This window comes from Paenibacillus sp. MER 99-2 (genome assembly GCF_023714095.1).
Taxonomy (GTDB): Bacteria; Bacillota; Bacilli; order Paenibacillales; family Paenibacillaceae; genus Paenibacillus.
Genome location: NZ_JAMAUZ010000001.1, coordinates 649,387 through 673,308 on the forward strand (window position 1 = coordinate 649,387; position 23,922 = coordinate 673,308).

The 23,922-nt window shown below is 45.3% G+C and carries 23 protein-coding genes and 2 tRNA genes; 22 read left to right on the top strand and 3 right to left on the bottom strand.

What is annotated here, in order from left to right:
• Window positions 1–72: 72 nt before the first annotated feature.
• The 14 genes from M3636_RS02910 (at window position 73) to M3636_RS02975 (ending at window position 16,596) form a co-directional block, all read left to right on the top strand.
• Window positions 73–1,377, top strand: a complete 1,305-nt coding sequence (locus M3636_RS02910) for a dihydroorotase (protein ID WP_251381239.1) — start codon at window positions 73–75, stop codon at window positions 1,375–1,377.
• A gap of 343 nt (window positions 1,378–1,720) precedes the next feature.
• Window positions 1,721–2,860 carry a glutamine-hydrolyzing carbamoyl-phosphate synthase small subunit gene (gene carA, locus M3636_RS02915; RefSeq protein WP_056696192.1) on the top strand — a complete coding sequence of 380 codons (1,140 nt, stop codon included), beginning with the start codon at window positions 1,721–1,723 and terminating at the stop codon, window positions 2,858–2,860.
• Between the two features lies 1 nt (window position 2,861).
• Complete coding sequence (gene carB / locus M3636_RS02920) at window positions 2,862–6,080, top strand: carbamoyl-phosphate synthase large subunit (protein ID WP_128102833.1); 3,219 nt, start codon at window positions 2,862–2,864, stop codon at window positions 6,078–6,080.
• Between the two features lie 183 nt (window positions 6,081–6,263).
• Window positions 6,264–7,004, top strand: a complete 741-nt coding sequence (pyrF, locus tag M3636_RS02925) for an orotidine-5'-phosphate decarboxylase (protein ID WP_285858456.1) — start codon at window positions 6,264–6,266, stop codon at window positions 7,002–7,004.
• Window positions 7,001–7,642: an orotate phosphoribosyltransferase gene (gene pyrE, locus M3636_RS02930; protein WP_128102832.1), complete on the top strand. Its 642-nt coding sequence runs from the start codon at window positions 7,001–7,003 to the stop codon at window positions 7,640–7,642. The genes pyrF and pyrE overlap by 4 nt, the downstream gene beginning before the upstream one ends.
• A 271-nt stretch (window positions 7,643–7,913) precedes the next feature.
• Window positions 7,914–8,870: an ABC transporter ATP-binding protein gene (locus tag M3636_RS02935; protein ID WP_251381240.1), complete on the top strand. Its 957-nt coding sequence runs from the start codon at window positions 7,914–7,916 to the stop codon at window positions 8,868–8,870.
• Window positions 8,833–9,942 carry an efflux RND transporter periplasmic adaptor subunit gene (locus M3636_RS02940; protein WP_145409939.1) on the top strand — a complete coding sequence of 370 codons (1,110 nt, stop codon included), beginning with the start codon at window positions 8,833–8,835 and terminating at the stop codon, window positions 9,940–9,942. The genes M3636_RS02935 and M3636_RS02940 overlap by 38 nt, the downstream gene beginning before the upstream one ends.
• On the top strand, window positions 9,942–12,866 hold the full coding sequence (locus M3636_RS02945; RefSeq protein WP_251381241.1) for an ABC transporter permease: 2,925 nt from the start codon (window positions 9,942–9,944) through the stop codon (window positions 12,864–12,866). Before M3636_RS02940 ends, M3636_RS02945 begins: the two co-directional genes overlap by 1 nt.
• 2 nt (window positions 12,867–12,868) lie before the next feature.
• Complete coding sequence (locus M3636_RS02950) at window positions 12,869–13,732, top strand: ABC transporter ATP-binding protein (RefSeq protein ID WP_251381242.1); 864 nt, start codon at window positions 12,869–12,871, stop codon at window positions 13,730–13,732.
• A 20-nt stretch (window positions 13,733–13,752) separates the two neighbouring features.
• Entirely contained in the window at window positions 13,753–15,198 is a 1,446-nt protein-coding gene (locus M3636_RS02955; RefSeq protein WP_145409941.1) for an ABC transporter substrate-binding protein, read from the top strand.
• A 164-nt stretch (window positions 15,199–15,362) separates the two neighbouring features.
• Window positions 15,363–15,527 carry a hypothetical protein gene (locus tag M3636_RS02960; protein WP_164848746.1) on the top strand — a complete coding sequence of 55 codons (165 nt, stop codon included), beginning with the start codon at window positions 15,363–15,365 and terminating at the stop codon, window positions 15,525–15,527.
• Between the two features lie 69 nt (window positions 15,528–15,596).
• Window positions 15,597–15,670: transfer RNA gene (locus M3636_RS02965), tRNA-Met, on the top strand.
• A 56-nt stretch (window positions 15,671–15,726) separates the two neighbouring features.
• Window positions 15,727–15,800, top strand: a tRNA-Ile gene (locus M3636_RS02970).
• 142 nt (window positions 15,801–15,942) lie between these two features.
• Entirely contained in the window at window positions 15,943–16,596 is a 654-nt protein-coding gene (locus M3636_RS02975) for a hypothetical protein (protein WP_251381243.1), read from the top strand.
• A gap of 85 nt (window positions 16,597–16,681) precedes the next feature.
• Here M3636_RS02975 and M3636_RS02980 read toward each other — a convergent pair whose 3' ends face one another.
• The gene (locus M3636_RS02980) at window positions 16,682–16,885 is read right to left on the bottom strand and encodes a hypothetical protein (RefSeq protein ID WP_128102829.1); all 204 of its coding nucleotides are present in this window, start codon (window positions 16,883–16,885) and stop codon (window positions 16,682–16,684) included.
• A gap of 180 nt (window positions 16,886–17,065) precedes the next feature.
• Between M3636_RS02980 and M3636_RS02985 the strand changes: the two genes are divergently transcribed.
• The 3 genes from M3636_RS02985 to M3636_RS02995 all read left to right on the top strand — a co-directional run bounded on the left by M3636_RS02985 (window position 17,066) and on the right by M3636_RS02995 (window position 19,770).
• Complete coding sequence (locus M3636_RS02985) at window positions 17,066–17,287, top strand: hypothetical protein (RefSeq protein ID WP_251381244.1); 222 nt, start codon at window positions 17,066–17,068, stop codon at window positions 17,285–17,287.
• Window positions 17,288–17,468: 181 nt separating this feature from the next.
• Complete coding sequence (locus M3636_RS02990) at window positions 17,469–17,894, top strand: hypothetical protein (RefSeq protein WP_128102827.1); 426 nt, start codon at window positions 17,469–17,471, stop codon at window positions 17,892–17,894.
• Between the two features lie 319 nt (window positions 17,895–18,213).
• Window positions 18,214–19,770, top strand: a complete 1,557-nt coding sequence (locus tag M3636_RS02995) for a tetratricopeptide repeat protein (RefSeq protein ID WP_251381245.1) — start codon at window positions 18,214–18,216, stop codon at window positions 19,768–19,770.
• Window positions 19,771–19,780: 10 nt separating this feature from the next.
• Here M3636_RS02995 and M3636_RS29435 read toward each other — a convergent pair whose 3' ends face one another.
• Entirely contained in the window at window positions 19,781–19,903 is a 123-nt protein-coding gene (locus M3636_RS29435; RefSeq protein ID WP_285858459.1) for a hypothetical protein, read from the bottom strand.
• Window positions 19,904–20,010: 107 nt separating this feature from the next.
• Here M3636_RS29435 and M3636_RS03000 point away from each other — a divergent pair, with 107 nt between their 5' ends.
• The 3 genes from M3636_RS03000 (at window position 20,011) to M3636_RS03010 (ending at window position 21,400) form a co-directional block, all read left to right on the top strand.
• Window positions 20,011–20,679 carry a carbon-nitrogen hydrolase family protein gene (locus M3636_RS03000; RefSeq protein WP_251381246.1) on the top strand — a complete coding sequence of 223 codons (669 nt, stop codon included), beginning with the start codon at window positions 20,011–20,013 and terminating at the stop codon, window positions 20,677–20,679.
• Window positions 20,680–20,780: 101 nt separating this feature from the next.
• Window positions 20,781–20,906: a sporulation protein YjcZ gene (locus M3636_RS03005; RefSeq protein ID WP_128102826.1), complete on the top strand. Its 126-nt coding sequence runs from the start codon at window positions 20,781–20,783 to the stop codon at window positions 20,904–20,906.
• A gap of 164 nt (window positions 20,907–21,070) precedes the next feature.
• The gene (locus M3636_RS03010) at window positions 21,071–21,400 is read left to right on the top strand and encodes a DUF1904 family protein (RefSeq protein ID WP_251381247.1); all 330 of its coding nucleotides are present in this window, start codon (window positions 21,071–21,073) and stop codon (window positions 21,398–21,400) included.
• Window positions 21,401–21,611: 211 nt separating this feature from the next.
• Here the strand turns inward: M3636_RS03010 and M3636_RS29930 are convergent, their stop codons facing one another.
• Window positions 21,612–21,800 (bottom strand): DUF6199 family natural product biosynthesis protein, encoded by a 189-nt coding sequence (locus M3636_RS29930; protein ID WP_128102824.1) that lies wholly within the window; start codon window positions 21,798–21,800, stop codon window positions 21,612–21,614.
• 275 nt (window positions 21,801–22,075) lie between these two features.
• Between M3636_RS29930 and M3636_RS03015 the strand changes: the two genes are divergently transcribed.
• Both M3636_RS03015 and M3636_RS03020 read left to right on the top strand, forming a co-directional pair.
• A complete protein-coding gene (locus M3636_RS03015) occupies window positions 22,076–23,239 on the top strand; it encodes a sensor histidine kinase (RefSeq protein ID WP_251381248.1) in 1,164 nt (387 codons plus the stop codon).
• Window positions 23,240–23,365: 126 nt separating this feature from the next.
• Window positions 23,366–23,854 (top strand): NucA/NucB deoxyribonuclease domain-containing protein, encoded by a 489-nt coding sequence (locus M3636_RS03020; protein WP_128102822.1) that lies wholly within the window; start codon window positions 23,366–23,368, stop codon window positions 23,852–23,854.
• The last annotated feature ends 68 nt before the right edge of the window (window positions 23,855–23,922 follow it).

The window sequence follows — 23,922 nt, forward strand, 5'->3', positions numbered from 1 at the left end:
ATAAGAGGGTAAACGATAAACCAAATCATCCGGCTTCTAGGAAGTCGGACAGAACCGAAGCGGAGGGCAATCATGGTACAGATCATTAAAAACGCGAACGTCTTGAATCAAAAAGGGGAACTTGAACGGAAAAGCATCATTATAGATGAAGGAAAAATTCAAATCATCGCTGGTGTAGAAGACGAGGCGGTACTAAGTGCAGAAAAATCAGCTGAACAGATAACGGATGCTTCAGGCAAACTGGTTATCCCAGGTCTGATCGACATGCATGTGCATCTGCGCGAACCGGGATTTGAACACAAAGAGACGATTGAAACAGGCGCGCGTTCAGCGGCACAAGGCGGTTTCACTACGATTGCATGTATGCCAAATACTAGACCTGTAACCGATAATCCGGATACTGTGAAGCTGGTACTGGATAAAGCGAAGGAAGCTGATCTGGTTAAAGTACTGCCATATGCGGCGATCACCAAAAATGAACTTGGTCGTGAACTTACCGACTTTGCCGCGCTGAAAGAAGCGGGTGCGATTGGATTCACGGATGACGGAGTAGGCGTACAAAATGCTCAAATGATGAAGGACGCCATGACACTCGCAGCAAGCATGGATATGCCGGTTATTGCCCACTGTGAAGATGATTCACTGGTTGTGGGTCGCTATGTGACCGAAGGGGAATTCTCCAAACGTCACGGCATCAAAGGTATTCCGAATGAATCCGAAGCGATTCATGTAGGGCGGGACATTCTGCTTGCTGAAGCAACAGGAGTTCACTACCATGTGTGCCATGTTAGCACAGAACAATCGGTTCGTTTGATCCGCTTGGCGAAGTCCATCGGCATCAAGGTAACCGCTGAGGTATGTCCGCATCATTTGCTCCTATCCGATGAAGACATTCCGGGCATGGACTCCAACTGGAAAATGAACCCACCGCTACGCTCACCACGCGATGTGCAGGCTTGCATTGAAGGCTTGCAGGACGGAACACTGGATATGATCGTAACGGATCATGCACCGCATAGCGAAGAAGAGAAAGCAAAAGGCATGGAACTGGCACCATTCGGAATCGTCGGTTTCGAAACAGCTTTCCCACTCCTCTACACAAAGTTTGTGGAGACAGGAATCTGGACACTCGACTTCCTGGTTAAACGGATGACTGCTGATCCAGCACGAGTATTCCGACTGGATACAGGTAAGCTTGAAGAGGGTGCTCCAGCCGATATTACGATGATTGATCTGAATCAAGAAAAAGCAGTTGATCCATCTACATTTGCCACTAAGGGAAGAAACACACCATTTACAGGATGGAAGCTAAAAGGCTGGCCTGTACAAACGTGGGTAGATGGCAAAAGTGTATGGAATAATACGGTACAACAGTAAATTAGTAAATTACTGAACTATTCTACAAATGTTAACGAGTAACATCTTTACAACTAACTAACTCACGGCAGCTTATACCGAGAGTCCAATATAAGAAACAAGCACACGTTGAATGCAGTCTTTTGAACTTGGACGCTGAAGTAACTGCGGAGCGGACAGAAAGAACCCGAAGAAGCGAAGCGCTCGCCTTTATCACCGGATTACATCAATTGAAAAATTGATAAAAAGTAATCCGGGGATAACAGCGATCGCAGGGCTTTCTGTCCGCGGAGCCGCTCAAACTTAAGCTAAGTTCAACCTAAATGACATTCAACCGTTGATAAACACAGAGGAGTGAGATGGGATGGCACAGGCGAGATTATTGTTGGAAGACGGCACACTGTTCACTGGTAAAGCGTTCGGAGCTGAAGGTGAAACTACAGGTGAGGTCGTTTTTAATACGGGAATTACAGGCTACCAAGAGGTGCTTTCGGATCCTTCTTATTGCGGTCAAATCGTAACCATGACGTATCCGTTGATTGGTAACTACGGAATTACACGTGATGACTTTGAGTCGATTCGTCCATTTGTACACGGCTTCGTAGTACGTCGTCATGAGCCGACGCCAAGTAACTGGCGTGCAGAGTACAGCGTAGACAATTTGCTTAAAGAATACGGCATTGTAGGTATCAGCGAAATTGATACTCGCATGTTGACTCGCCGGATTCGCCACCACGGCACGATGAAGGGAATTCTCACAACAGGATCGAAGCCTGTGGAAGAACTGCTGGAGATGATGGGTGATACAACAATTGCTGAGCTGCGCAACCAAGTTCCACTGACGTCGACTCCGCATGTGTACAATAGCCCAGGAACGGCTGAGCGCATTGTGTTGGTAGACTATGGTGCAAAAACAGGGATCTTGCGCGAACTTAGCAAACGTAACTGTGACGTAGTTGTTGTTCCTCATGATGTAACTGCAGACGAGATTCGTCGCTTGAACCCAGACGGCATCCAGTTGTCCAACGGCCCTGGGGATCCAAAAGATGTACCTCACGCGGTTAAAATGATCAGTGAGTTGCTTGGCGAATATCCGATCTTCGGCATCTGCCTGGGTCACCAACTTTTCGCTCTTGCAGCAGGAGCAGATACAGAGAAACTGAAATTCGGACACCGCGGCGGAAACCATCCGGTGAAAGAACTTGAAAGTGGACGTTGCTTCATCACTTCTCAGAACCATGGTTACACGGTGAATGAGGATTCTGTGAAGAACACTGATCTGGAAGTAACACATATCAACAATAACGACAAGACCATTGAAGGTCTGAAACATAAAACGTTCCCAGCGTTTTCCGTACAGTATCACCCGGAAGCAGCGCCAGGTCCTTACGATAACAGCTATCTGTTCGATCGCTTCATCGAGATGATTCGTGAGCACAAAATCACTAACCCACCACAGCCACGTCAAGCCGTATTGGCAGCTGCAGTGAAAGGAGCACAATAACATGCCGATTAACAAAGACCTCAAAAAAATCCTGGTGATTGGTTCCGGACCAATCGTCATCGGTCAAGCGGCCGAGTTCGACTATGCCGGTACGCAAGCTTGCCAGGCGTTGAAAGAAGAAGGCGTGGAAGTTGTCCTCATCAACAGCAACCCTGCAACGATCATGACCGATACAAACATGGCTGACAAAGTATATATCGAACCAATCACATTGGATTTCGTAACTCAAATTATCCGTCAAGAGCGTCCAGATGGATTGTTGCCAACACTGGGTGGTCAAACCGGTTTGAACATGGCGGTAGAACTTGCGCGTGCAGGTGTACTGGAACGTGAAAATGTGAAATTGCTGGGTACACAGCTAACTTCGATCGAAAAAGCAGAAGACCGGGACTTGTTCCGTGACCTGATGCGTGAACTGGAGCAGCCTGTACCTGAGAGTGTAATCGTAACAACACTGGAAGAATCACTAGATTTTGCAAATGAGATTGGTTATCCGATCATCGTTCGTCCTGCTTACACACTGGGTGGAACAGGCGGCGGAATCTGTGCGAATGAAGAAGAATTGCGCGAAACGGTAGCTGCAGGTCTTCGTTACAGCCCAATCGGACAGTGTTTGGTTGAGAAAAGCATTGCTGGTATGAAAGAAGTCGAGTATGAAGTTATGCGGGACAAAAACGATAACTGTATCGTAGTCTGCAACATGGAGAACTTTGACCCGGTTGGCGTTCATACAGGTGACAGTATCGTAGTAGCTCCGAGTCAAACGTTGTCTGACCGTGAATACCAAATGCTGCGTTCGGCTTCCTTAAAAATCATCCGTGCCCTCAACATCGAAGGTGGATGTAACGTGCAATTTGCACTGGATCCGCACAGCTTCCAATACTATGTAATTGAAGTTAACCCACGGGTAAGCCGTTCATCCGCGCTTGCTTCCAAAGCAACGGGTTATCCGATTGCCAAAATGGCTGCCAAAATTGCTATGGGATACACATTGGATGAGATCGTGAACCCAGTAACAGGTCAAACCTACGCTTGTTTCGAGCCTACACTCGATTACATCGTAAGCAAAATTCCGCGTTGGCCGTTCGACAAATTCACATCAGCTAACCGGAAGCTTGGTACACAAATGAAAGCAACGGGCGAAGTTATGGCGATTGGACGGACATTTGAAGAATCCATTCATAAAGCGGTTCGCTCCCTGGAAATCGGCGTACACCGTCTGTACCTGAAAGAGGCGGAAACACTTGATGAAGCAACGCTGAACGAGCGTCTGATCAAAGCGGATGATGAGCGTATGTTCCTGATTGCTGAGGCATTCCGCAGAGGATACACTTTGCAACAATTGCAGGATCTGACTAAGATTGACTGGTGGTTCCTGGACAAAATCGAAGGCCTCATCAAATTCGAAGATCGTATTCGTGAAGAATCCGAACTGTCATCCGAAACATTATACCAAGCGAAGCGTCTTGGATTCACAGACCGTGCGATTGCTGAATTGCGTGCTCAGGGTCAACCTGGAAGCACATTGACAACAGAAGCTGAGGTAAGAGCGCGTCGTGAAGAGGAAAACCTTCGTCCGGTATACAAAATGGTAGATACATGTGCGGCAGAGTTCGAAGCGACTACGCCTTACTACTACTCGACATACGAAACAGAGAATGAAGTACTTCCTTCGGATAAGAAAAAAGTAGTTGTACTTGGCTCCGGTCCGATCCGGATTGGTCAAGGGATTGAGTTTGACTATTCAACAGTACACGCGGTGTGGGCTCTGCAAAAAGCAGGCTATGAAGCGGTAATTATCAACAACAACCCGGAGACGGTGTCTACGGACTTTAATACATCAGATCGTCTGTACTTCGAGCCACTGTTCTTCGAGGATGTTATGAACGTAATCGAACAAGAACAACCGGTGGGCGTAATCGTACAGTTTGGTGGCCAAACGGCAATCAATCTCGCAGCACCACTGCGTAATGCAGGTGTAACGATCCTTGGTACGGATCTGGAAAGCATCGATGAAGCGGAAGACCGTAAGAAGTTCGAGCATCTTCTCTCCCGTCTGGAGATTGCACAGCCAAAAGGTAAAACTGTCACTTCAGTGGATGATGCAGTAGAAACAGCTCAAGGTCTCGGATATCCAGTACTCGTTCGTCCATCGTACGTACTTGGTGGTCGTGCCATGGAGATTGTATACTCCGATGCTGAATTGCTGACATACATGGAGCAAGCAGTTAAGATCAACCCAGAGCATCCGGTTCTGATTGACCGTTACATGCTGGGTAAAGAGGTAGAGGTAGACGCGATCTGCGATGGTGAAACGGTACTGGTTCCAGGAATCATGGAGCATATCGAACGCGCAGGGGTTCACTCTGGTGACTCCATCGCGGTATATCCGCCACAACACTTGTCCCAGGATCTGAAAGAGAAGATTGTAGAAATTACAATCAAAATTGCGAAAGAATTGAAAACCATTGGTTTGGTGAATATCCAGTTTGTCATCCATGATGGCCAAGTGTATGTGATCGAGGTGAACCCACGTTCATCCCGTACCGTACCATTCTTGAGTAAAGTAACGAACATTCCGATGGCTAACCTGGCAACACAAGCTATTCTCGGCGTGAAACTGAAAGATCTGGGTTATGTGGATGGTCTCTGGCCTGAAACGGATCATGTATCGGTTAAAGTTCCAGTGTTCTCCTTCGCGAAGCTGCGTCGTGTAGAACCAACGCTTGGTCCTGAGATGAAATCTACAGGTGAAGTAATGGGTCGTGACCCGAATTACGCTAAAGCGCTGTTTAAAGGTCTTATCGGAGCAGGTATGAAAATTCCAGCAACGGGAGCAATTGTGGTTACTGTAGCGGACAAAGACAAAGACGAAGCAGTGCCTTTGCTTGAAGGTTTCTACAGACTGGGTTACAAAATTATGGCTACAGGCGGAACGGCAGCAGCTCTCGAAGCAGCCAACATTCCGGTAACGAAAGTAAACAAATTAAGCGAAGGTTCACCGAACATTTTGGATATGATCCGCAGTGGTGAAGCGAACTTTGTGTTCAACACCTTGACCAAAGGTAAAACTCCACAGCGTGACGGATTCAGAATTCGCCGTGAAGCGGTAGAGAACGGTGTTGTGTGTATGACTTCATTGGATACGATCGGTGCCCTGCTGAAAATGCTGGAAACGATCAACTTCTCCTCTGAGGCTATGCCAGCCTTTGTAAACTAAAAAGTGAATGTTCAAAAAGGATGGTTTTCATTACCTAGAAGAAGCGGACTTTTTGAACAACCTCTAATAAGACAGATTTGTCACTGATGAAGGACATCAGTCAACCTCCGGGTTGGCGGGATGTCCTTTATATCGGGCAAAAACACCAAAATTAAGCCATACAGGCAGAGGAGTTGCTGCGAAATGAACCATCCTGATTTCAACCAGATGGCAGGACGCTTAATGGTTGCACTGGACTATCCTGGAGCGGAACAAGCAAAGGAACTTGTACAGGCCCTTGAAGGGATCCCTTGTTACCTCAAAGTTGGCATGCAGTTGTTCTACGCAGCAGGACCAGAATTCATTCGAGAGTTGAAGTCCAAAGGATATTCGGTATTCCTTGATGTCAAAATGCACGACATCCCGAATACCGTGCGCGGAGGGGCAGAGAGTATCACTCGTCTTGGAGTAGATATGTTCAACGTGCATGCAGCGGGGGGGACAGCCATGATGCGAGCAGCTCGTGAGGGCGCAGAAGCTGCACTGTTGGCTGATGCTTCACTGACGAGACCAGAGATCATTGCGGTTACGCAGCTTACCAGTACAAGCCAAGAAACGATGAATACAGAAATCGGTATTGATGGCTCAGTTGAAGCGACGGTTGTCCGTTATGCTAGTCTTGCCCATGAATCAGGGCTGGATGGTGTTGTAGCTTCTCCTTTGGAAGTACCAGCCATTCGAGCGGCGTGTGGAAGTGAGTTTCACACCGTCACTCCAGGTATTCGCCCAGCAGGAAGCGGTCTCGGAGATCAGACACGTGTGTTGACTCCTGGAGAAGCGATCGCTAGAGGTAGTCATTATATCGTCGTAGGAAGACCGATTACAGGTGCCCCGAATCCGCGTGAAGCGGCAGAGGCTATTTTGAAGGAGATGTTAAACGCATGATTACACTTAACGAGATTCCGAATCATATTGCTTCCCAATTGTTGAAAATCAAAGCTGTAGCGCTCCGTCCACAGCAACCATTTACGTGGACATCCGGCATCAAATCGCCAATTTATTGTGATAACCGTCTGACGATGTCCTATCCTGAGATTCGTGAGGACATTGCAGAAGCTTTTGCAACGATTATTCGTGAACAATATCCGGAAGCGGAAGTCATTGCGGGGACAGCTACAGCAGGTATCCCTCACGCGGCGTGGGTAGCTCAGAAACTGAATCTGCCAATGGCCTACATTCGTGATAAAGCCAAAGGACATGGTAAAGAAAATCTGATTGAAGGTTTGATTCAGGAAGGTCAGAAGGTTGTAGTCATTGAAGATTTGATCTCAACCGGCGGAAGCTCCATTAAAGCCGCACAAGCCGTACAAGATGCTGGCGCAACACCACTCGCCGTACTTGCTATTTTCAGCTACCAGTTGGATAAAGGTATCAAAGCCTTTGAGGAAGCAGGAATTCCACTGCAAACCCTGTCCAATTATACAGCGCTGATGGATGTGGCTCTGGCTCAAGGAACGATTCAAGAGAGCGACTTCGCATTGCTTAAATCCTGGCGTGAAGATCCTTCTTCTTTTGGTAAATAATATCATATAGGCACAAAAAAGTAGTCCTTACACGAACGGTATCAAAATTGTAACGATTGCTGGTATACAGGCAAATTCCACCGTTTAGTATGAAGCATCCCGCACTTTGGGGTGCTTTTTTGTTGTTCTCTACAGAATATTAACTTTTTCTCTGGAACGTTGTAAAAAGCTTGTAACTTTTAGTTGTGATTCGTCGTTTATAATGCAGTGTAGTATGGAATAGATTTCTAGTTTTAGAGTCTTCATGAAACGACCGGAATGTGAAGAGAGGATGAGTGTGATTGCTGGCATGAAGAAGTTATTTTCCAAAATCAAATCAGCCAAAAGCCAGCCAGGGAATGAGCCTGATATCGGGGGAACACAGCAGCCGGAGTCTGCCCAGCAGCAAGATCAAACCTACATAAGCGAAGCAGAGATTCAAGTGAAGGAGAGCCTCTCAGATGAGAGTCTCACTGAACAGAACGAATCTAGCTCCGATGAACTGGCAGTTGCTGTTGCTGCTCAAGACAAGAAACCCAAAACTGTGAAGAAGCGGGATTTGTTGCCTCCATATGATGGGCCTGTGCTGGAAGTGCGTAATGTGCACCGTAGTTTTCAGACAGGAAGCCGAATTATACATGTGCTCAAAGGCATTGATATGGAAGTCAACCCACAGCAGCTTGTGATGCTGAAAGGTCGCTCCGGCTCTGGTAAAACAACACTCCTTAATATGCTTGGTGGGCTGGATCAGCCTTCTAGCGGTGATATCCTGTTCTCTGGACAGCCTCTGCAAGATTGGGGAGACAGGCGGCGTACGGCGTTACGACGTAAGGAAATTGGATTTATTTTTCAGGCATATGCGCTTATGCCCTTATTATCTGCTTGGGAAAATGTAGAGCTGTCGCTGCGAATGGCTGATGTGCCTCGCTCGGAATGGAAGGAACGAGTAGGTCATTGTCTTGATCTGGTTGGTCTGACCAAACGGGTGAAGCACCGACCATTTGAGATGTCCGGGGGGGAACAACAACGGGTCGCTATTGCCAAAGCCATTGCACATCGACCGAGATTGTTGCTTGCGGATGAGCCGACAGCTGAACTTGATTCCAAGATGGGTGCACAAGTTATGGCTGTATTTCGCAATATTATTGAAGTAGAACAAGTAACGATATGTATGACTACACACGATCCTACGATTCTGGAGGTTGCGGACCATGTTTATGAAATGGCGGACGGCAGATTTATCAAGTAAAGCTGCCGCTACGAAGAGGGGGAAACGCGCAGCGCTTATCGTGCTTAGTGCGATAGTTGTTGCAACGATGTCGGGATGTTCATTGTTACCGGCTGAGACAGAGGAGGAAGTACTTCCGCCAATTACACCGCCAACGATCTCCAAAAAGCCGGAGTATGAAGTCCGGACTGAGACCCTGGAGAAGAAAGTTAGCGGAAGCGGTAAAATGATGAGCCAAAGGGAAGAAAAGGTGTATTTTACGCTGGACGGTATGCATGTGAAAGAGCTGAATGTGAAACCTGGCGATAAGGTCAAAAAGGGTCAGCTCCTTGCTGTGCTTGATGTAGAGAGCGTGGAGAAGGAAATTCGGGCGAAGAACCTTCAGATCCGCAAAGCTGAGGTCCAGATGAAGGAAACGCTGCGTAAGCGGGATGAGATGGACCCGGTAGAATTTGAAGAAGCCACCATAGCTTTTGAAGAGCTGCGTCAAGAATTGGCTGATCTGGAGGAGAAGCTGGGGAAAGCGACTCTAACGGCTCCATTTGGGGGAACAGTCATTGCCGTTCAGGTAGAGAAGGGTGCTGCTGTCAAGGCGTATGATCCAATTGCCACGATTGCTGATACTTCGAATCTGGTCGTTGCAGCTACGTTTGCCAAAGAGGATCTAGAGAAATTCTCGGTAGGCATGAAAGCAGACGTTGATATTAATGGCGCAGGCAAGGTCTCTGGAGTCATTAAAGTAATGCCGATTGCTTCATCTTCGGACAGTGGTAGTGGGGGAAGTTCAGGAGATACCAACACACCTCCGGCGAAAGAATCCCTTGATCAATATGTGATCGTTTCCTTGGCGAAAATGCCCAAGGGTGTTGAACGCGGTACACCACTTACGGTATCCATCGTAACGCAGCGTACCAAGGATGCAGTTGTTATTCCAGTGTCGGCTCTTCGTTCCATTGGATCAAGAACCTATGTCCAGGTCATCGAGAACGATGGCAGCAAACGAGAAGTGGATGTTGAGGTTGGCCAGCAGACTTCTACAGATGTAGAGATTCTAAAAGGTCTTACTGTGGGACAGAAAGTAGTGGGTCGCTAATGGGGCTGCCATTGCTTCGGCTGCTGTTCCGCAAAATGTGGAATACTCGCTGGATGACCTTCAGCACACTGATTGGATTGATCGTGGCGGTTGCGTTCACCGTCAGTATTCCGATGTATGCCGATGGTGCGCTGAAACGAGTTGTAGCTCAAACCTTACAGGACAATAGCGAAGGTTTGCCAGCAGGTTCATTGCTGATGAGTTACCAGGCTCCTGGTGGAGTGAAGACGGATACACTCGGATTGGAGGAAGTGGATCGATATATTCGTGAGGATGTGCCGCGCGATATTGGTTTCCCTTTCCATACGTATGTGAACTCTCGTTCAATCCGCAGTACCGAGGTGAATCCAGAGGATCCAACCAAGGTAGATGCAAGCCGGGTGCGTAGCATGAGTCTAGGAACGATGTCTGGCTTGGATGCCCAGGTCAGTTATTCCACAGGGCTTAAGCCTGGTAACCAGGTGAAAGATGGGATCATTGAGGCGGTTATGCTGGAAGAAGGCATGTATCGAAACGATCTGCATATTGGAGATATTCTTGAATATCCCGTATACAGTGGCCTGGACATTACGCTCCGTGTGAAGATTACGGGTGCCTTCACAGCAGATGATGCAAGTAGCCCGTATTGGGTGCAAGGATTCGATAGCATGATGAATGGACTTTACATCGATGAAACCGTTTTTAATGATGTGTTGCTCAAGGAAAAAGGAATCCCGCTTCAGAATTCCCGTTGGTATTTTGCGTTTGATCTGAAAGACATTCAGACTAGCCAAATTTCCGGGCTTTCTTCTGTGCTGGAGAGACTTGATATTGATCTGTATCAACGACTAAAGGATACAAAAGTAGATATCACCTTCGGTGATCTGCTGAAGCAGTTCCGCAGTCAGAGCCTGCAGTTGCAGACGATGCTGTTCACCCTTGCGGCACCCATGATTGCGATGGTCTTTTATTTTATTGCAATGAATGCAAGGCAATCGCTCCAGAAGCAGGAAAGTGACATTGCTGTTCTTCGGAGTCGTGGTGCTTCTGCAAGACAGATTTTCTCTTTATATCTGTTAGAAGGCATATTCCTTGGCGCAATTGCCTTGATTATAGGTCCATTGCTCGGATGGTTTATGGCGAAGAGTATTGGTTCAGCGAGTGGTTTCCTATCCTTCGTAGATCGAAAGTCAATCCCGATTGGAGTATCGAAGGAAGCGATTCTCCTAGGACTTGTGGCTGTGCTCGTGGCAATCATAGCGTCTCTAATTCCTGCAATTACTTATGCACGCGCTACGATTGTATCGGCGAAGAGAAGACAGGCACGGACGGATCGTGCCCCAATCTGGCAGCGCTGGTTCCTCGATGTTGTTCTGCTTGGACTTGCGGGGTACGGATATTATCTGTTTTATGAACGACAGATGTTGACTTTCCAGACGGGCATGACTACAGATCAGCTGCAAGTGCAACCGTTTTTGTTCTTTGTGCCTGCACTTGCTATCTTTGCACTGGGTCTGTTCTTCCTGCGAATATTCCCATGGATCTTGAAGCTGATCCAGTGGATGGGTAAGAAGTTTCTACCAGTTCCACTATATCTGACTCTGACGCAGCTCTCGCGCTCGTCGTCTTCATATTATCCGTTGATGATATTGCTAGTGCTGACCTTAGGACTTGGAGTATATAATTCGGCTGCAGCCAGAACGATTGATCTGAACTCTACGGAACGTACATTATACCGATACGGAACGGATGTCATCATGCAGACGGTCTGGGAAGGTTCACCTGAAGTGACCCCGCAAGGTTCTGGCCAAAGCGGTGGATCAGGCGGAGGGCAGCAAGGGAGCGGCAACAATGGCGGAGGCTCTTCCGGTGGAGGTTCACCAGGTGGAGGCGGTGGCGCTGGTGGGGGTGGAGGTGCTCCTGGCGGAGGTTCACAACCGACCAAAGTGATTTATTCTGAACCCCCCTTTGAAGTATTCCGTAGTTTAGACGGAGTAGAGCATGCAGCAAGGGTGATGCAGACCAAGGGAAACATCATCGTGTCTGGAAAATCAGGTGGACAGGGGATGCTCGTAGGGATTGATAATGTGGATTTTGCCCAAGTAGGCTGGTTCCGTAACGATCTTTTCCCTGCACATCCTTATAAGTATCTTGATTTGCTCGGTAAGTATGAAGGAGCTGTGCTGGTATCCTCCAAATTTGCTGATAAGTATAAGCTCAAAACCGGAGATCTAGTCTCCATTGGTGTGCAAGGTCAGGCAATTGAATTTGTAATTTTCGGCATTCTTCCATACTGGCCTGCGCAGTATCCAGATCAGACACCGTTCTTTATTGCGAATCTGGATTATATCTATGATCAAGTACCACTTATTCCATATGAAGTCTGGCTGAAGATGGAGCCGGATGCCAAAGTCGCACCACTGATGGAAAAGCTTGCAGCAGAAGGTATTGAGCTATCATCTGTGCGTGACGTGCGTACCGAATTGGTAACGCAGGGGAAACATCCATCACGGGGCGGCGTATTCGGTATATTGAGTCTCGGCTTCCTTGTATCAGTCATCATATCTCTGATTGGTTATATTCTGTACTGGTTCTTCAACCTCTCAGGACGTGTCGTACAGTTTGGCGTTCTGCGAGCCATGGGATTATCCCGTGCTCAATTAAGTGGGATGCTGCTGCTGGAGCAGGTGTTCACTGCCGGGTTGTCAATCCTTCTGGGTATTGGAATTGGTCAAGTATCGAGTCGTCTATTCTTACCATTTCTACAAACGACAGATAATGTATCTGCACAGGTACCACCATTCCGAATTGTGTTTGAAGAGAAGGATATGTTGCAGCTGTACGGCGTGACTGTCGTTATGCTCATTATCGGGGCGACGATGCTGCTCTGGCAGATTCGTAGACTACGTGTACACCAGGCGGTCAAAATGGGAGAGGAGAGGTAAACATGATCCAGTGCGAAGGACTTGTGAAAATTTTTAAATCCAGCGACGTGGAAGTTGTTGCCCTTCAAGGTCTCAATTTGACGGTCAACCAAGGTGAGATGATGGCGATCATCGGCAACAGTGGTAGCGGAAAATCGACATTGCTCAACATTCTGGGTGGACTGGATCGTCCAACAGCAGGCACAGCCGTTGTAGGAGATTGGGATCTGCTTAAGATGACGGATGCACAACTGGTTGAATACAAACGTCATACGGTAGGCTTCATCTGGCAGAACAATGGTCGAAACCTATTGCCTTATCTAACGGCACTCGAAAACGTGGAGACACCTATGATTCTTGGTGGTAAACGTGACCGTTCTTATGCCATGCAACTATTAGAATGGGTAGGGCTTAAGGATCGGATGCACAACAAGCTTCATCAGTTGTCAGGTGGAGAGCAGCAGCGGGTCGCTATCGCGATATCCCTATCGAACCGTCCTAAACTGCTGCTTGCCGATGAACCTACGGGTTCAGTGGATTCCGAGACCTGTGACACGATTATGGGGATTTTCCGCAAAATGAACAAAGAACTTGGCGTCACAATTGTCATTGTTACGCATGACTTAACACTTGCAGGTAAGGTGGATCGCATCGTTGCGATCCGTGACGGACTGACGAGTACGGAGTTTGTGAAACGTAACCCGAATTTGGATGATGATCAAGGCTTATCACAGATCGGTGCCCAGGATATACATGAAGCATTTGTCATTATTGACCGTGCAGGACGTCTTCAGGTACCTAAGGAGTATCTGGAGGCCTTATCCATTGATAATCGGGCTACATTGGAATTTGATGGTGAACGTATTGTGATTACACCGCCAAGATAATGAATAGGGGGAATTGGGAGATGAAGAACAGGTTGTGGGGAAAACGGGTGCTCGCTGTTTTGGCGACCGCGAGTTTAGCTTTGCCATTGTTAGCAGGCTGTACGGCAAGTGAGGCTAAGGACACGGAACAGCGTGTATTACGCGTAGCAACACTATGGGGCGGTCAAGACGACAGTTACTTCCGCCAACAGTTTACAGATGCGTTTGAATTGACTCATCCGAATATTACGGTTGAAGTCGTTCCTGCTGTTGAACAGAGCAGTTATGGTTTTGGCATGCAGGGGGAGAATCAGGAGATTCCTGATACGGTAGAGAGTCTGAAGAAAATTATGACTGGTGACAATCCTGTCGATGTTATTGTTGCGGATACAGCTACCGTGAAGTCCTTGATTCAGGAGAATATGTTGAAGCAATTGGATCCGTTGATGCAAGAAGACAAATTCGATACAACGGATATTGTGCCAAGTGTATTGGAAGGCATTAAGGATCTGGGAGACCAAAGTATCTATGCCTTGACGCCAACGTTCTCCTCTTCTGCGCTATTTTTTAACAAGGGAATGTTCCAAAAGGCAGGCGTAGAGCCACCAACAGATAACATGACTTGGGATGACATTCTCAACCTAGCGACACGTATGACCAAAGGTGAGGGTAAGGACCATGTGTTTGGCTTCTCCTTCAGTACGTATCAAGGGGGATCGCCATACTATTCCATGCAGCAATATTACAACTCCCTCCAGCTAAAAATATTTGATGATAAAGCGGAGAAAATGACCGTTGACTCACCACAATGGGAAAAAGTATGGAGTACGGTTAGTAAGCTGGCTATCGACAAAATCATTCCTAAAGGCGATGAGCCACAGGATCAGGATCCAAGCGGAAGATATAATCCGCTCCAGGGCGATCTGTTCCTTAGCAGCAAAGCAGCGATGGTTATTGGGGATTATAGCTATATTAATCAACTCATTGATGCGAATAAAAATGCGGATAAAATGGAAGGATTCACCAAGGTGGATTGGGAAGTAGTAACACCACCAGTTCATCCTGAAGCACCTGAAATTGGAGGCAATATCTATCTGAGCAGTTTGATGTCCATCAATAGTTCAGCTCAAAATCCAGATGATGCTTGGGAATTAATTAAGTACATGAACAGTGAGGACTGGGCCAAAATCAAAGCACGCAGCAGCTACGAGATGGTATCCCGGAAAAGCTTTATTAAACCAAAAGACGGTTTAGACTATAACATCCAAGCGTTCTATACGTTGAAGCCTGTTCCACCAACAAATACCAACCTGGATAAGCTGTATCAGAAGATGCCTAATCTTTGGCAGGTAAGTGACAAAGGAATGGAATATTTCAATCAGGTTCTAGAAAATAAGAAAACACCAAAAGAAGCGCTTGGTGAGTGGGCAGCTAAAGGTAATGAAATGCTTGAGAAGCTGAAGAAAGATCCAAAAGCAACGTTCTAATGCTTGTTACTTGTTCTGGAGAACATGTAGGCTAAGCTTGATGAGCATGGCTTCCATAAAATAGCCGCTGAAGAATAAGTTCTTCAGCGGCTATTTTTACTTGAATTGGGGCATCCTACAAAAAGAGGTGCAGGATACATTACAACGAAGAAAGGACGAGCATCATGCATTGGGTATATTTCAGTAAGTTATATGCAACCAAATTTCAGGCGGGCTGCCTTGCCAAACGCTTAGAGCAGGATGGATGGATCTATGGTCACAATGAACCTGCTGAAATAGAAGTGTACCGTTCACGTAAAGGCCGATATGGTGTACGATTTATTCCCTAACATTACCCCTTGACTTATTGGGTGAATATGATGTATATTAATTAAGTCGCTGTTTTACATTTTAACTGACGCGGGGTGGAGCAGCCCGGTAGCTCGTCGGGCTCATAACCCGAAGGCCGCAGGTTCAAATCCTGCCCCCGCAATTTAATTTTTACTAGATGATTTACAGCCATCATCTGAACGTTATACATTATGTCGAGGGCCCTTAGCTCAGTTGGTTAGAGCGGTCGGCTCATAACCGATTGGTCACAGGTTCGAGTCCTGTAGGGCCCATACTCTTGAAACCTTGCTTATACAGCAAGGTTTTTTTCTTTTTCAGTTGTGATTCAATTAGGGTGAGTGTAAGGTGATATAGTATCCCTCAATGTGCTATATCGTTATTTATAGAGTTTGGGACGAGAGGAGAAGATGGGGAGTGGCTCAAAAACGTCATATTATTATGATAGCGGTTACTACGCTATTGTTGCTGATCTGCATGTTCTTTTTGTATAAAAACGTTCAGGAGAATCAACGATATGAACAATTTATATCTGCTCAGTTAAATGAATCTTTATCAGAATTGGTGACCGCAATTTTGGCAAATGATGAGATACTCCAGCAATACACTTCAGGTGGAAGGGAAAGCCTGCTACCTGAACAAGCAACCAATCTATGTGCCAATTTCACAACTGTAAGTACGAAGTATAACGATCTACTAAATACAGCGATACATTTAAATAAGGTGACCCAAGCAGATATCAACCCTATCTTAGGAAATGTTGCGCAGGATATAACCTTTTTTCTGGCACGATCCGTGATCGGAAATGGTCTTCTTGGGGACTGCAGCATGAGCGAATCAACGATTTCACTAGATGCGACGCAAAGTATGAAACTAACAGAAATACGAGAGCTGAACAATCAATGGTCGGAAATAGTCAAAAAATATGTGCCTGAAGCGACATCGTTGGGTGTCAGTGAGGTTGATTGGAATGATTTAGTTAATCATAAAATGTGGATTCAACTGTTAGAGGAGCTTTCTGTCAATTCGGAACAATCAGGGATGACAGGGATCAATCGATTTTTTAACTAAACTTGCGCGTTTATAAGGACTACAAACCAAAAGAACACTGGCATATCTGACCAGTGTCCAGCTTGGGACAAGTGAATTGACTCTATTATAGTAAAGGCAGTAAAATGGCGATCACACCGATCATGATGAAGATAACACCTGAGCTTATGCCTATAATTCCACTTGTTTGAGAGTTATGTACATTGCTTTCTGTACGTGAAATTCGACTGAAAAACTGAGATATTTTGGAGTTAGGGTTTTTATAGTCATACAGGGAGAGCGCGATGATAATCACACCCAATATAATCATGAATATTATGGTCACCCCCTTGGTAGTAATGTTATCTTTTATATACGGAAATGTTTTGAAATAGTTCCAATCATAAAGTCAATACCTCTTGATGAGGCCTGGCTGATAGATCCTAATAACTATAATTATTGAGATATATGATATAATTGTTATAATTTAGCATAAGGTGGGGTTGGATACATGAACAGCGGTGGTGCAACTGCAGTAGGTTTGCCAGGTTTATTATTTTTAGTATTATTTGTAGCAGTCATTGTGCTTATAGTTTCTCTAATCATTTCAAGGGTTACGAAGAGATCGGGGAGTGTACAAAGAGAAATCTCTAATCTTCGTAAAGATATCCAAGTTTTGCAGGACAAAGTGGATCGGAATGACCGTCGTACAGTTGATAGAAATGAAGAATAAGAGAATGTCTACACACATAAGTAACATATGCGAAACTAAATAATAATGAGGAATCAGTGATGAAGATCGTCGGGTAAAAAGCCTGATGGTCTTTTTTATTTATGCAAACTAGTGACAGTGTCCATGCCATATTATAAATCTCGCATATATTATCGTATTCCATAATTAGGAGGTAGATTTCATGAGTCAATTTATTGATGCAAGAACTTCGCAGAATGCGAGTTTGGCCAACTCTATTGCCATTCCAATCTTAGTTCTGAATACACCCCAGTTATTTGGTCAGATTGGACTGGTAACCACTGCGGGTATTGGTGCTAACCCACGGGTGCAATTCAAGGGTACGGTGTCAGTTCAGCTACCATTGGCGCTTGTAGGGATCACCGTTACGATTGTCAGAGGAACTCAGCCAACAGATCCGGTTATTTATTCAGCTACTTCTACGTTTAACTTGAGCGTATTGGCACCTCAGATTATCACATTCTCTGCCGATGATTACAACCCACCTATCACGCCACAGCTGACGTATACCGCATTTGTAAGTTCCAACTTGTTAGGTACGGTTCGTGTAGGCCCTGAGAACTTTGACGGGGTATTGTATTCGGACTAATCCTACAGCTATAACCCTACAGAAAAGTGTATTTAGGCTGCACGTTAATGATTAATCCTGCCTTGATTAAGGCAGGTTTTTTGTTTAGTATGGCTGTTATTTTTTATGTGTGAACCTGTTCCCTCTATTTTAAAAGAAAACTGATATGCATATCGATTTACCATATCTGATTCAAGAGAGGCCTTTACTTGAAGTAATTCTGGTTATGATATAATGCATAACAGTGTGTAGCGTTTACATGTCTAAATTGTTTGAGTAGCATAGATGGCACAAAGTCTAAGAACGTTAAGAATTATGGATAAAAGGCGGTTTATAATTAATGATGCAGAGTGAAGGACAACGATTTCGTTTCAGTGAAGCACCTGTGTGGGAATGGCAGCGTGCATATTATGAACAGAGTGGGCTTGACGCGTGGAGTGAAAACCAAGTTCCACAATATATCACCAGTAACCCGATGATTGCTGCGGCGTACGCCGAAATGATTTTTGGTTTTCTCCAAGATTTAGCAGCGAAAGGAAAGACTTCGGAGACAGTTACGATTCTGGAACTAGGCGCTGGAGTAGGTCGTCTAGCGTTTCAGATTATTACGAAACTGATTGAATTGCGGGAGTATGCCGCAACAGAATTGCCTGCTTTTCGTTACGTGATGACAGATCTAGCGATGGAGAACGTAGTTGGATGGAGAAATCATTCGTCCATGGAACCTTATATTCAGCAGGGATTGCTCGATTTTGCTCCGTTCGATGCAATGAAGGATACTGCGCTGAATTTAGTAGTTGCAGGCGAAACAATTGAGCCGGGAGATCTGGAGCAGCCCTTGCTTATTATCGCGAATTATTTTTTTGATAGTATCCCGCAGGAATTGCTATATGTAGGTGAAGGACAGATTTATGAATGTGATCTCATACTCTCTAGTGCGGAAGAACAGCTGGATCTTGCTCCCTCAGAGAAGTTAAAGGCAATGGAAATAAGTTATGCTTACCGCCGTGCGCCGCAATATACTGCGGAAATGTCTCCTTATCGGGATGTGATTTCATTGTATGAGGAAGAATTGGAAGATTCACATATTCTGTTTCCGGCGGCTGGATTATCATGTCTTGAACGACTTGGAACTTTATCCCGTGCAGGGTATATGCTTATTACAGCGGATAAGGGTGATCACCGACTCGATTACTGGAAATTCGCTGAGCCGCCTGAATTCGTATTACACGGCAGTTTCTCATTGACGGCGAACTATCATGCGATTCAGTTTACGTTGGAGCAGCAAGGTGGCCTGGCTTGCTTTACAACGCATCATTACAAGGATATCAATGTCGGCTGTATCCTGATGGTTGAAGAGCCTATAAGTTATGTGAATACCCGTCTAGCATACTTGCGAGAGGTTGATCGCTTTGGGCCGGATGACTTTTTTAGTTTAAAAGAATGGTTTGATCAGCAGATTGCTAGCATGGAGCTCAAACAAATCTTGCCTTTCTGGCGACTAGGTGGATATGATGCAGAGTTTCTGATTCGCTGTGCGGAACGCATTTCTAATCTGTTGCCAGATGCAAGTGATGAAGAAATGATGGATATCCAGCACGGGATTCGTTCCATGTGGTCTTCGTATTATGTGATGGAGAAGTCAGGTGACTTGGCTTTCCTAACAGGTCAATTATTTTATGTGATGTACATGTACGAGGATGCAAAGTATTTTCTAGAACAATCCATACAGGGGGCTAAATACGGTGGTAATACCGTTGTATTGTATGATCTGGCTATTTGCTGTTATGAGCTTGAGATGGAAGAAGAAGCACTGGCGTATACCCGTCAAGTGCTAGCGTTGGATCCAGACCATGAAGAGGCTCTTTCGATGCTTGAAAGTTTAGAAAACGTATGATTGATCCTGACTAAGGTGCAAAGGATACGCTAGTTAGAACCCAGTAGAAGAAAACTAAAGCAACGAGGAACAGAGCACTCAATCCTAAGAGAACACCAATGATTACTTTGTCCCACTTTCCCAATTTTCGCATGTTAACCCTCCTGAAATACACAATTTTAATATGACGCGGGATTGACTGGTGTAGGTTAAGCTGATGGAATAAGTATACATTAATGTTTGCTATAAGGGAGATGGGAAATGAGGATTGTTATTGGACAGCCCAGCCTTGAGCCTGGATTAAACCAATTGGAAAAAGAGCTCAGGGAATACAGCGATGCAGATATTTTGTTGTATCCCGAAGGTTATTTAAACCAGAATGTAGAAGAGGCCTGCAGGCTTGCGGCTACGTATGGAACGATGATTGTATCCGGACACCGTAGACTGAATGAGCGTCCCAAGGATCGAACTATTATCATTGACCAGCAGGGACAGATTGTGATGGAGAAAGCGAAGTACACATCTGCCTTAGTTGTTACGCAGCAGGATGTGGTGATCAGTACACTATTGTGTGATGAGATCGTTTTGCAAGGGTTTCAGTACGATGATGAGGGAGTTGACCTGCTCTTACATTCGATTGGAGTAGGGATGTTCAGTGAGGAACAGTATACGGAGTGGCTGGAGGAGGCTCGCGGAATCGCTATTCGTAATCAATGCATGGTGATGGGAACCAGTCACGCTGACGGTTCTTACCGTGACAGTGGCATATCCATTCCTATTGCTTACTGTATATCTCCTGATGGCGAGATTGTATTCGCATCGCACAATGATACTCGAACCCGAGTCGTGGTGGTGGAACGTGCAGAAGTGCACAGGACAACTACACCGAGGAAAGAACGTTTTTTGATAAAAGTGACGGGGATAGGTTGATCACATGAGATTGGGCATTGCATATAGGGAGTAGCCCGGTCATTTACTCAGCATTGGCATATGTTATCCCATACCTTTTAAAATCAAAGGAGGCCAATCAAATGAGTCATGTTGGATACGGTTGTGGTAATGTCGGAGGAATCGGAACTGGAATGTGTACTTCTACTGCTGCAATTCTGGTACTCTTCATCCTGCTTGTTATCATCACGAAGTCTTTCTGGTGTTAGTTTGTAACTAAACTAAGTGGACGGTTACACCAAGCTCTGCTGAGATCTCAGTGGAGCTTTTCCTTATGATATAGAATAGCTGTAGCGAGTGTGACATTTGACAATAGAAAACAATGTACTTAAAATCACATAAGTAACTAAATTTAAAGATTGAAGGGATTGCAATGCCGTTTATTCGCTTCAGAGGCTTTACAGGTCATCAGTTAGAGGAAGTTGTACCTAAAATTACAGAGCAGATGTCGCTTACTTCTAATATTCCGCAAGAAAGAATCAAGGCTGAGCGTTATGATGTACAAGCACTCACTCCTTCTCCAGCTTCTATAGAAATTGTTATGTTTCAACGTGATCAGGAAATTCATAATCGAATAGCCTCATCCATATACGTCATTTTGGTCGAAGCAGGTTTGCCGGACGTACACATATTTTTTAGTATTCTGGAGCCAACGCTATACTACAAGCAGGGGAAACCTTTGACGGATTACCCTTTAAATTGAATGAGATGTAAACCAGTAAGATGGGTTGATCAAATAAAAAAAATCCGATCCAGTCGTGCTTGGATCAGACACAGACGAGCGAATGCTGCTCGTCTTTTTTTATGATTGTGAGATCTCATTTTTACATAAATATCACAGTAAGAATAACGAATATTTTATATGCATAAATGCCTCTTACTCAGACATATACATGAGCGATTGTGTGTGTGGATCATGCGGCGACTAGTGAAAATGCAATTAATAACATCACTAAACTAGTCATTCGCGCAAAAACCATATATGGCTTGCTAGGCTCTGATTCCCCCTTAACCATCCAGCCATAACGTAGAAACCATCCGAACTTGGGGAAACAAAGATTGATAATGCACAGTAACATGAAAATAAAAAAGAGAGTTCTCATGCGCGATCTTCCTTCCTCATTCAGGCATGGCCTCAAATCAGCTTATCGCCGACGTCTACTGAAAATGACTAAGATCAAAATAATGATGATGAGAATGAACAGAAACTTCATGTGCAGTCCTCCTAAGTTTATGAAATCATTAACCTTTTCGGCACCGTTTGAACAACTATGATACAATTATAGATATTGAATTAGTATGATCACATATCAAATTGATGACATGCAATGATTTATTATTCATAATTGTTGAAGGCAGATAGAAGCAGGAGGGAAGCATGAGCATTCAAAATCAGCATTCCATGCCCATTCAATGGGAGTTTTTAATTTCTAAGCTTAAATCTTCCGTAACTGTGGTTGACGCAACCTCACCAGAACTGCCCCTGATTTATGTAAACGAGCACTTTACAACGTTGACAGGATATTCATATGAAGAGTCTGTGGGGCAAAATTGTCGGTTTCTTCAAGGACAGGATACCCTGCCAGAGACAGTAAGCAAGATTCGTGAAGCGCTCAGACAGCAGCAGTCAATCAAGACAGAAATTCTGAATTACACGAAAACCGGACGAAAATTCTGGAATGAGTTGAATATAGATCCGATTTTTAATGACGAGGGAGAATGCCTCTTTTTTGTTGGGATACAATATGACATCTCAGAACGGAAATATGCGGAGGAACAGCTTCGTATGGCAGCGCACATGGCTGAAATGAACAGCCGGGGACAATTAGAATTTATCGGCAAACTGAATCATGAGTTACGAACCCCGCTCAATGGGATTATGGGAATGATTGAGCTGGTGGGAATGGAAGAAACCAGTAACGAGCAAAAGGAATACCTGGAGCTTGCTCGTCAATCTGGAGAGGCCTTGCTGAACATTGTAAACAAGAGCCTGGATGTGGCGAAGCTGGGTCGTGGGAAAATGAAGGTAGAGCAAATTGATTTTCAGCCTTCCAAGCTTATTCAGCAGATTATCAAGACGCATGAAGTGGCTGCTAGACAGAAGCAGATCAGCCTAGTCTGCCATCTTGATCTTGAAGTGCCAGAGGTGCTCGTTGGAGATCCATTACGTTTGCGACAGGTGCTGGATAACTTAATAAACAACGCTATTAAGTTTACAGAGCAGGGTGAAGTGCATATTCAAGTGGACGTTAAAGAGACGTTAAAGGATGTTACGACCCTGGTCTTCAGCATTCAAGATACGGGTATTGGGATTCCACAAGACCAGATGAATCAGTTATTTGAAGCCTTCACTCAAACTGATGTGTCTCATGCACGGAGGTTTGGGGGCAGCGGTCTTGGATTAACCATCTGCAAAGAACTAATGGAATTGATGCATGGCGAAATTAGGGTAGAGAGTCAAGAAGGTCAGGGAACACAATTCCAGGTCACTGTGCCTCTCAAGCGGCAGCGAATGATGCCAAACGTGGGTAATGTAGGCTAAAGGGGAGTTAAATGATCAGAAGAGGGCAGTTCGGGTAGATCCGGGCTGTTTTTTTTCTGTACATTTTCATTGTTTCGCGAACGAATGTTCTGATATAATGAGAACGATGAATGGGGGAGAGACAGCATGACGCGTAAGCGCACAAGGAGAAGAAATAAAGGGACAGCCAGATTGAAGAAGCAATGGATCACACTGGTCACGCTTGCTCTAGTCGCCTGTTTAGCATGGTTTAATGGAGACTATAAGCTGGAGGATTGGACTTCAATATTTAATGGAAGTAGCAACCAAGGTGTAGATCATACACTGATCTTCCCTTCTGAACGCTATCCAGAGACAGCTAATCATATTCGATCAGCCATTAAGGCAGGGCATTCTGATGTGTGTACGATTGATCGTGAAGGTGCCGAGACTAATAGGGATCTTTCGTTAAAAGGAGTCCCGGTCAAGAAGGGGAAGGATCGAGACGAGTGGCCGATGGCCATGTGTGCGGAGGGCGGTGCTAATGCAGATATTCAATACATTACGCCAAAGGACAATCGCGGAGCAGGTTCATGGGTTGGTAATCAACTCAGTACATATCCAGATGGAACACGAGTGAAGTTTGTTGTTGAATAGCAGGATGTAAGATACGCCCTAATTATATAGAAATGACAAAAGCCAGACTTTGAGAAGTCTGGCTTTCT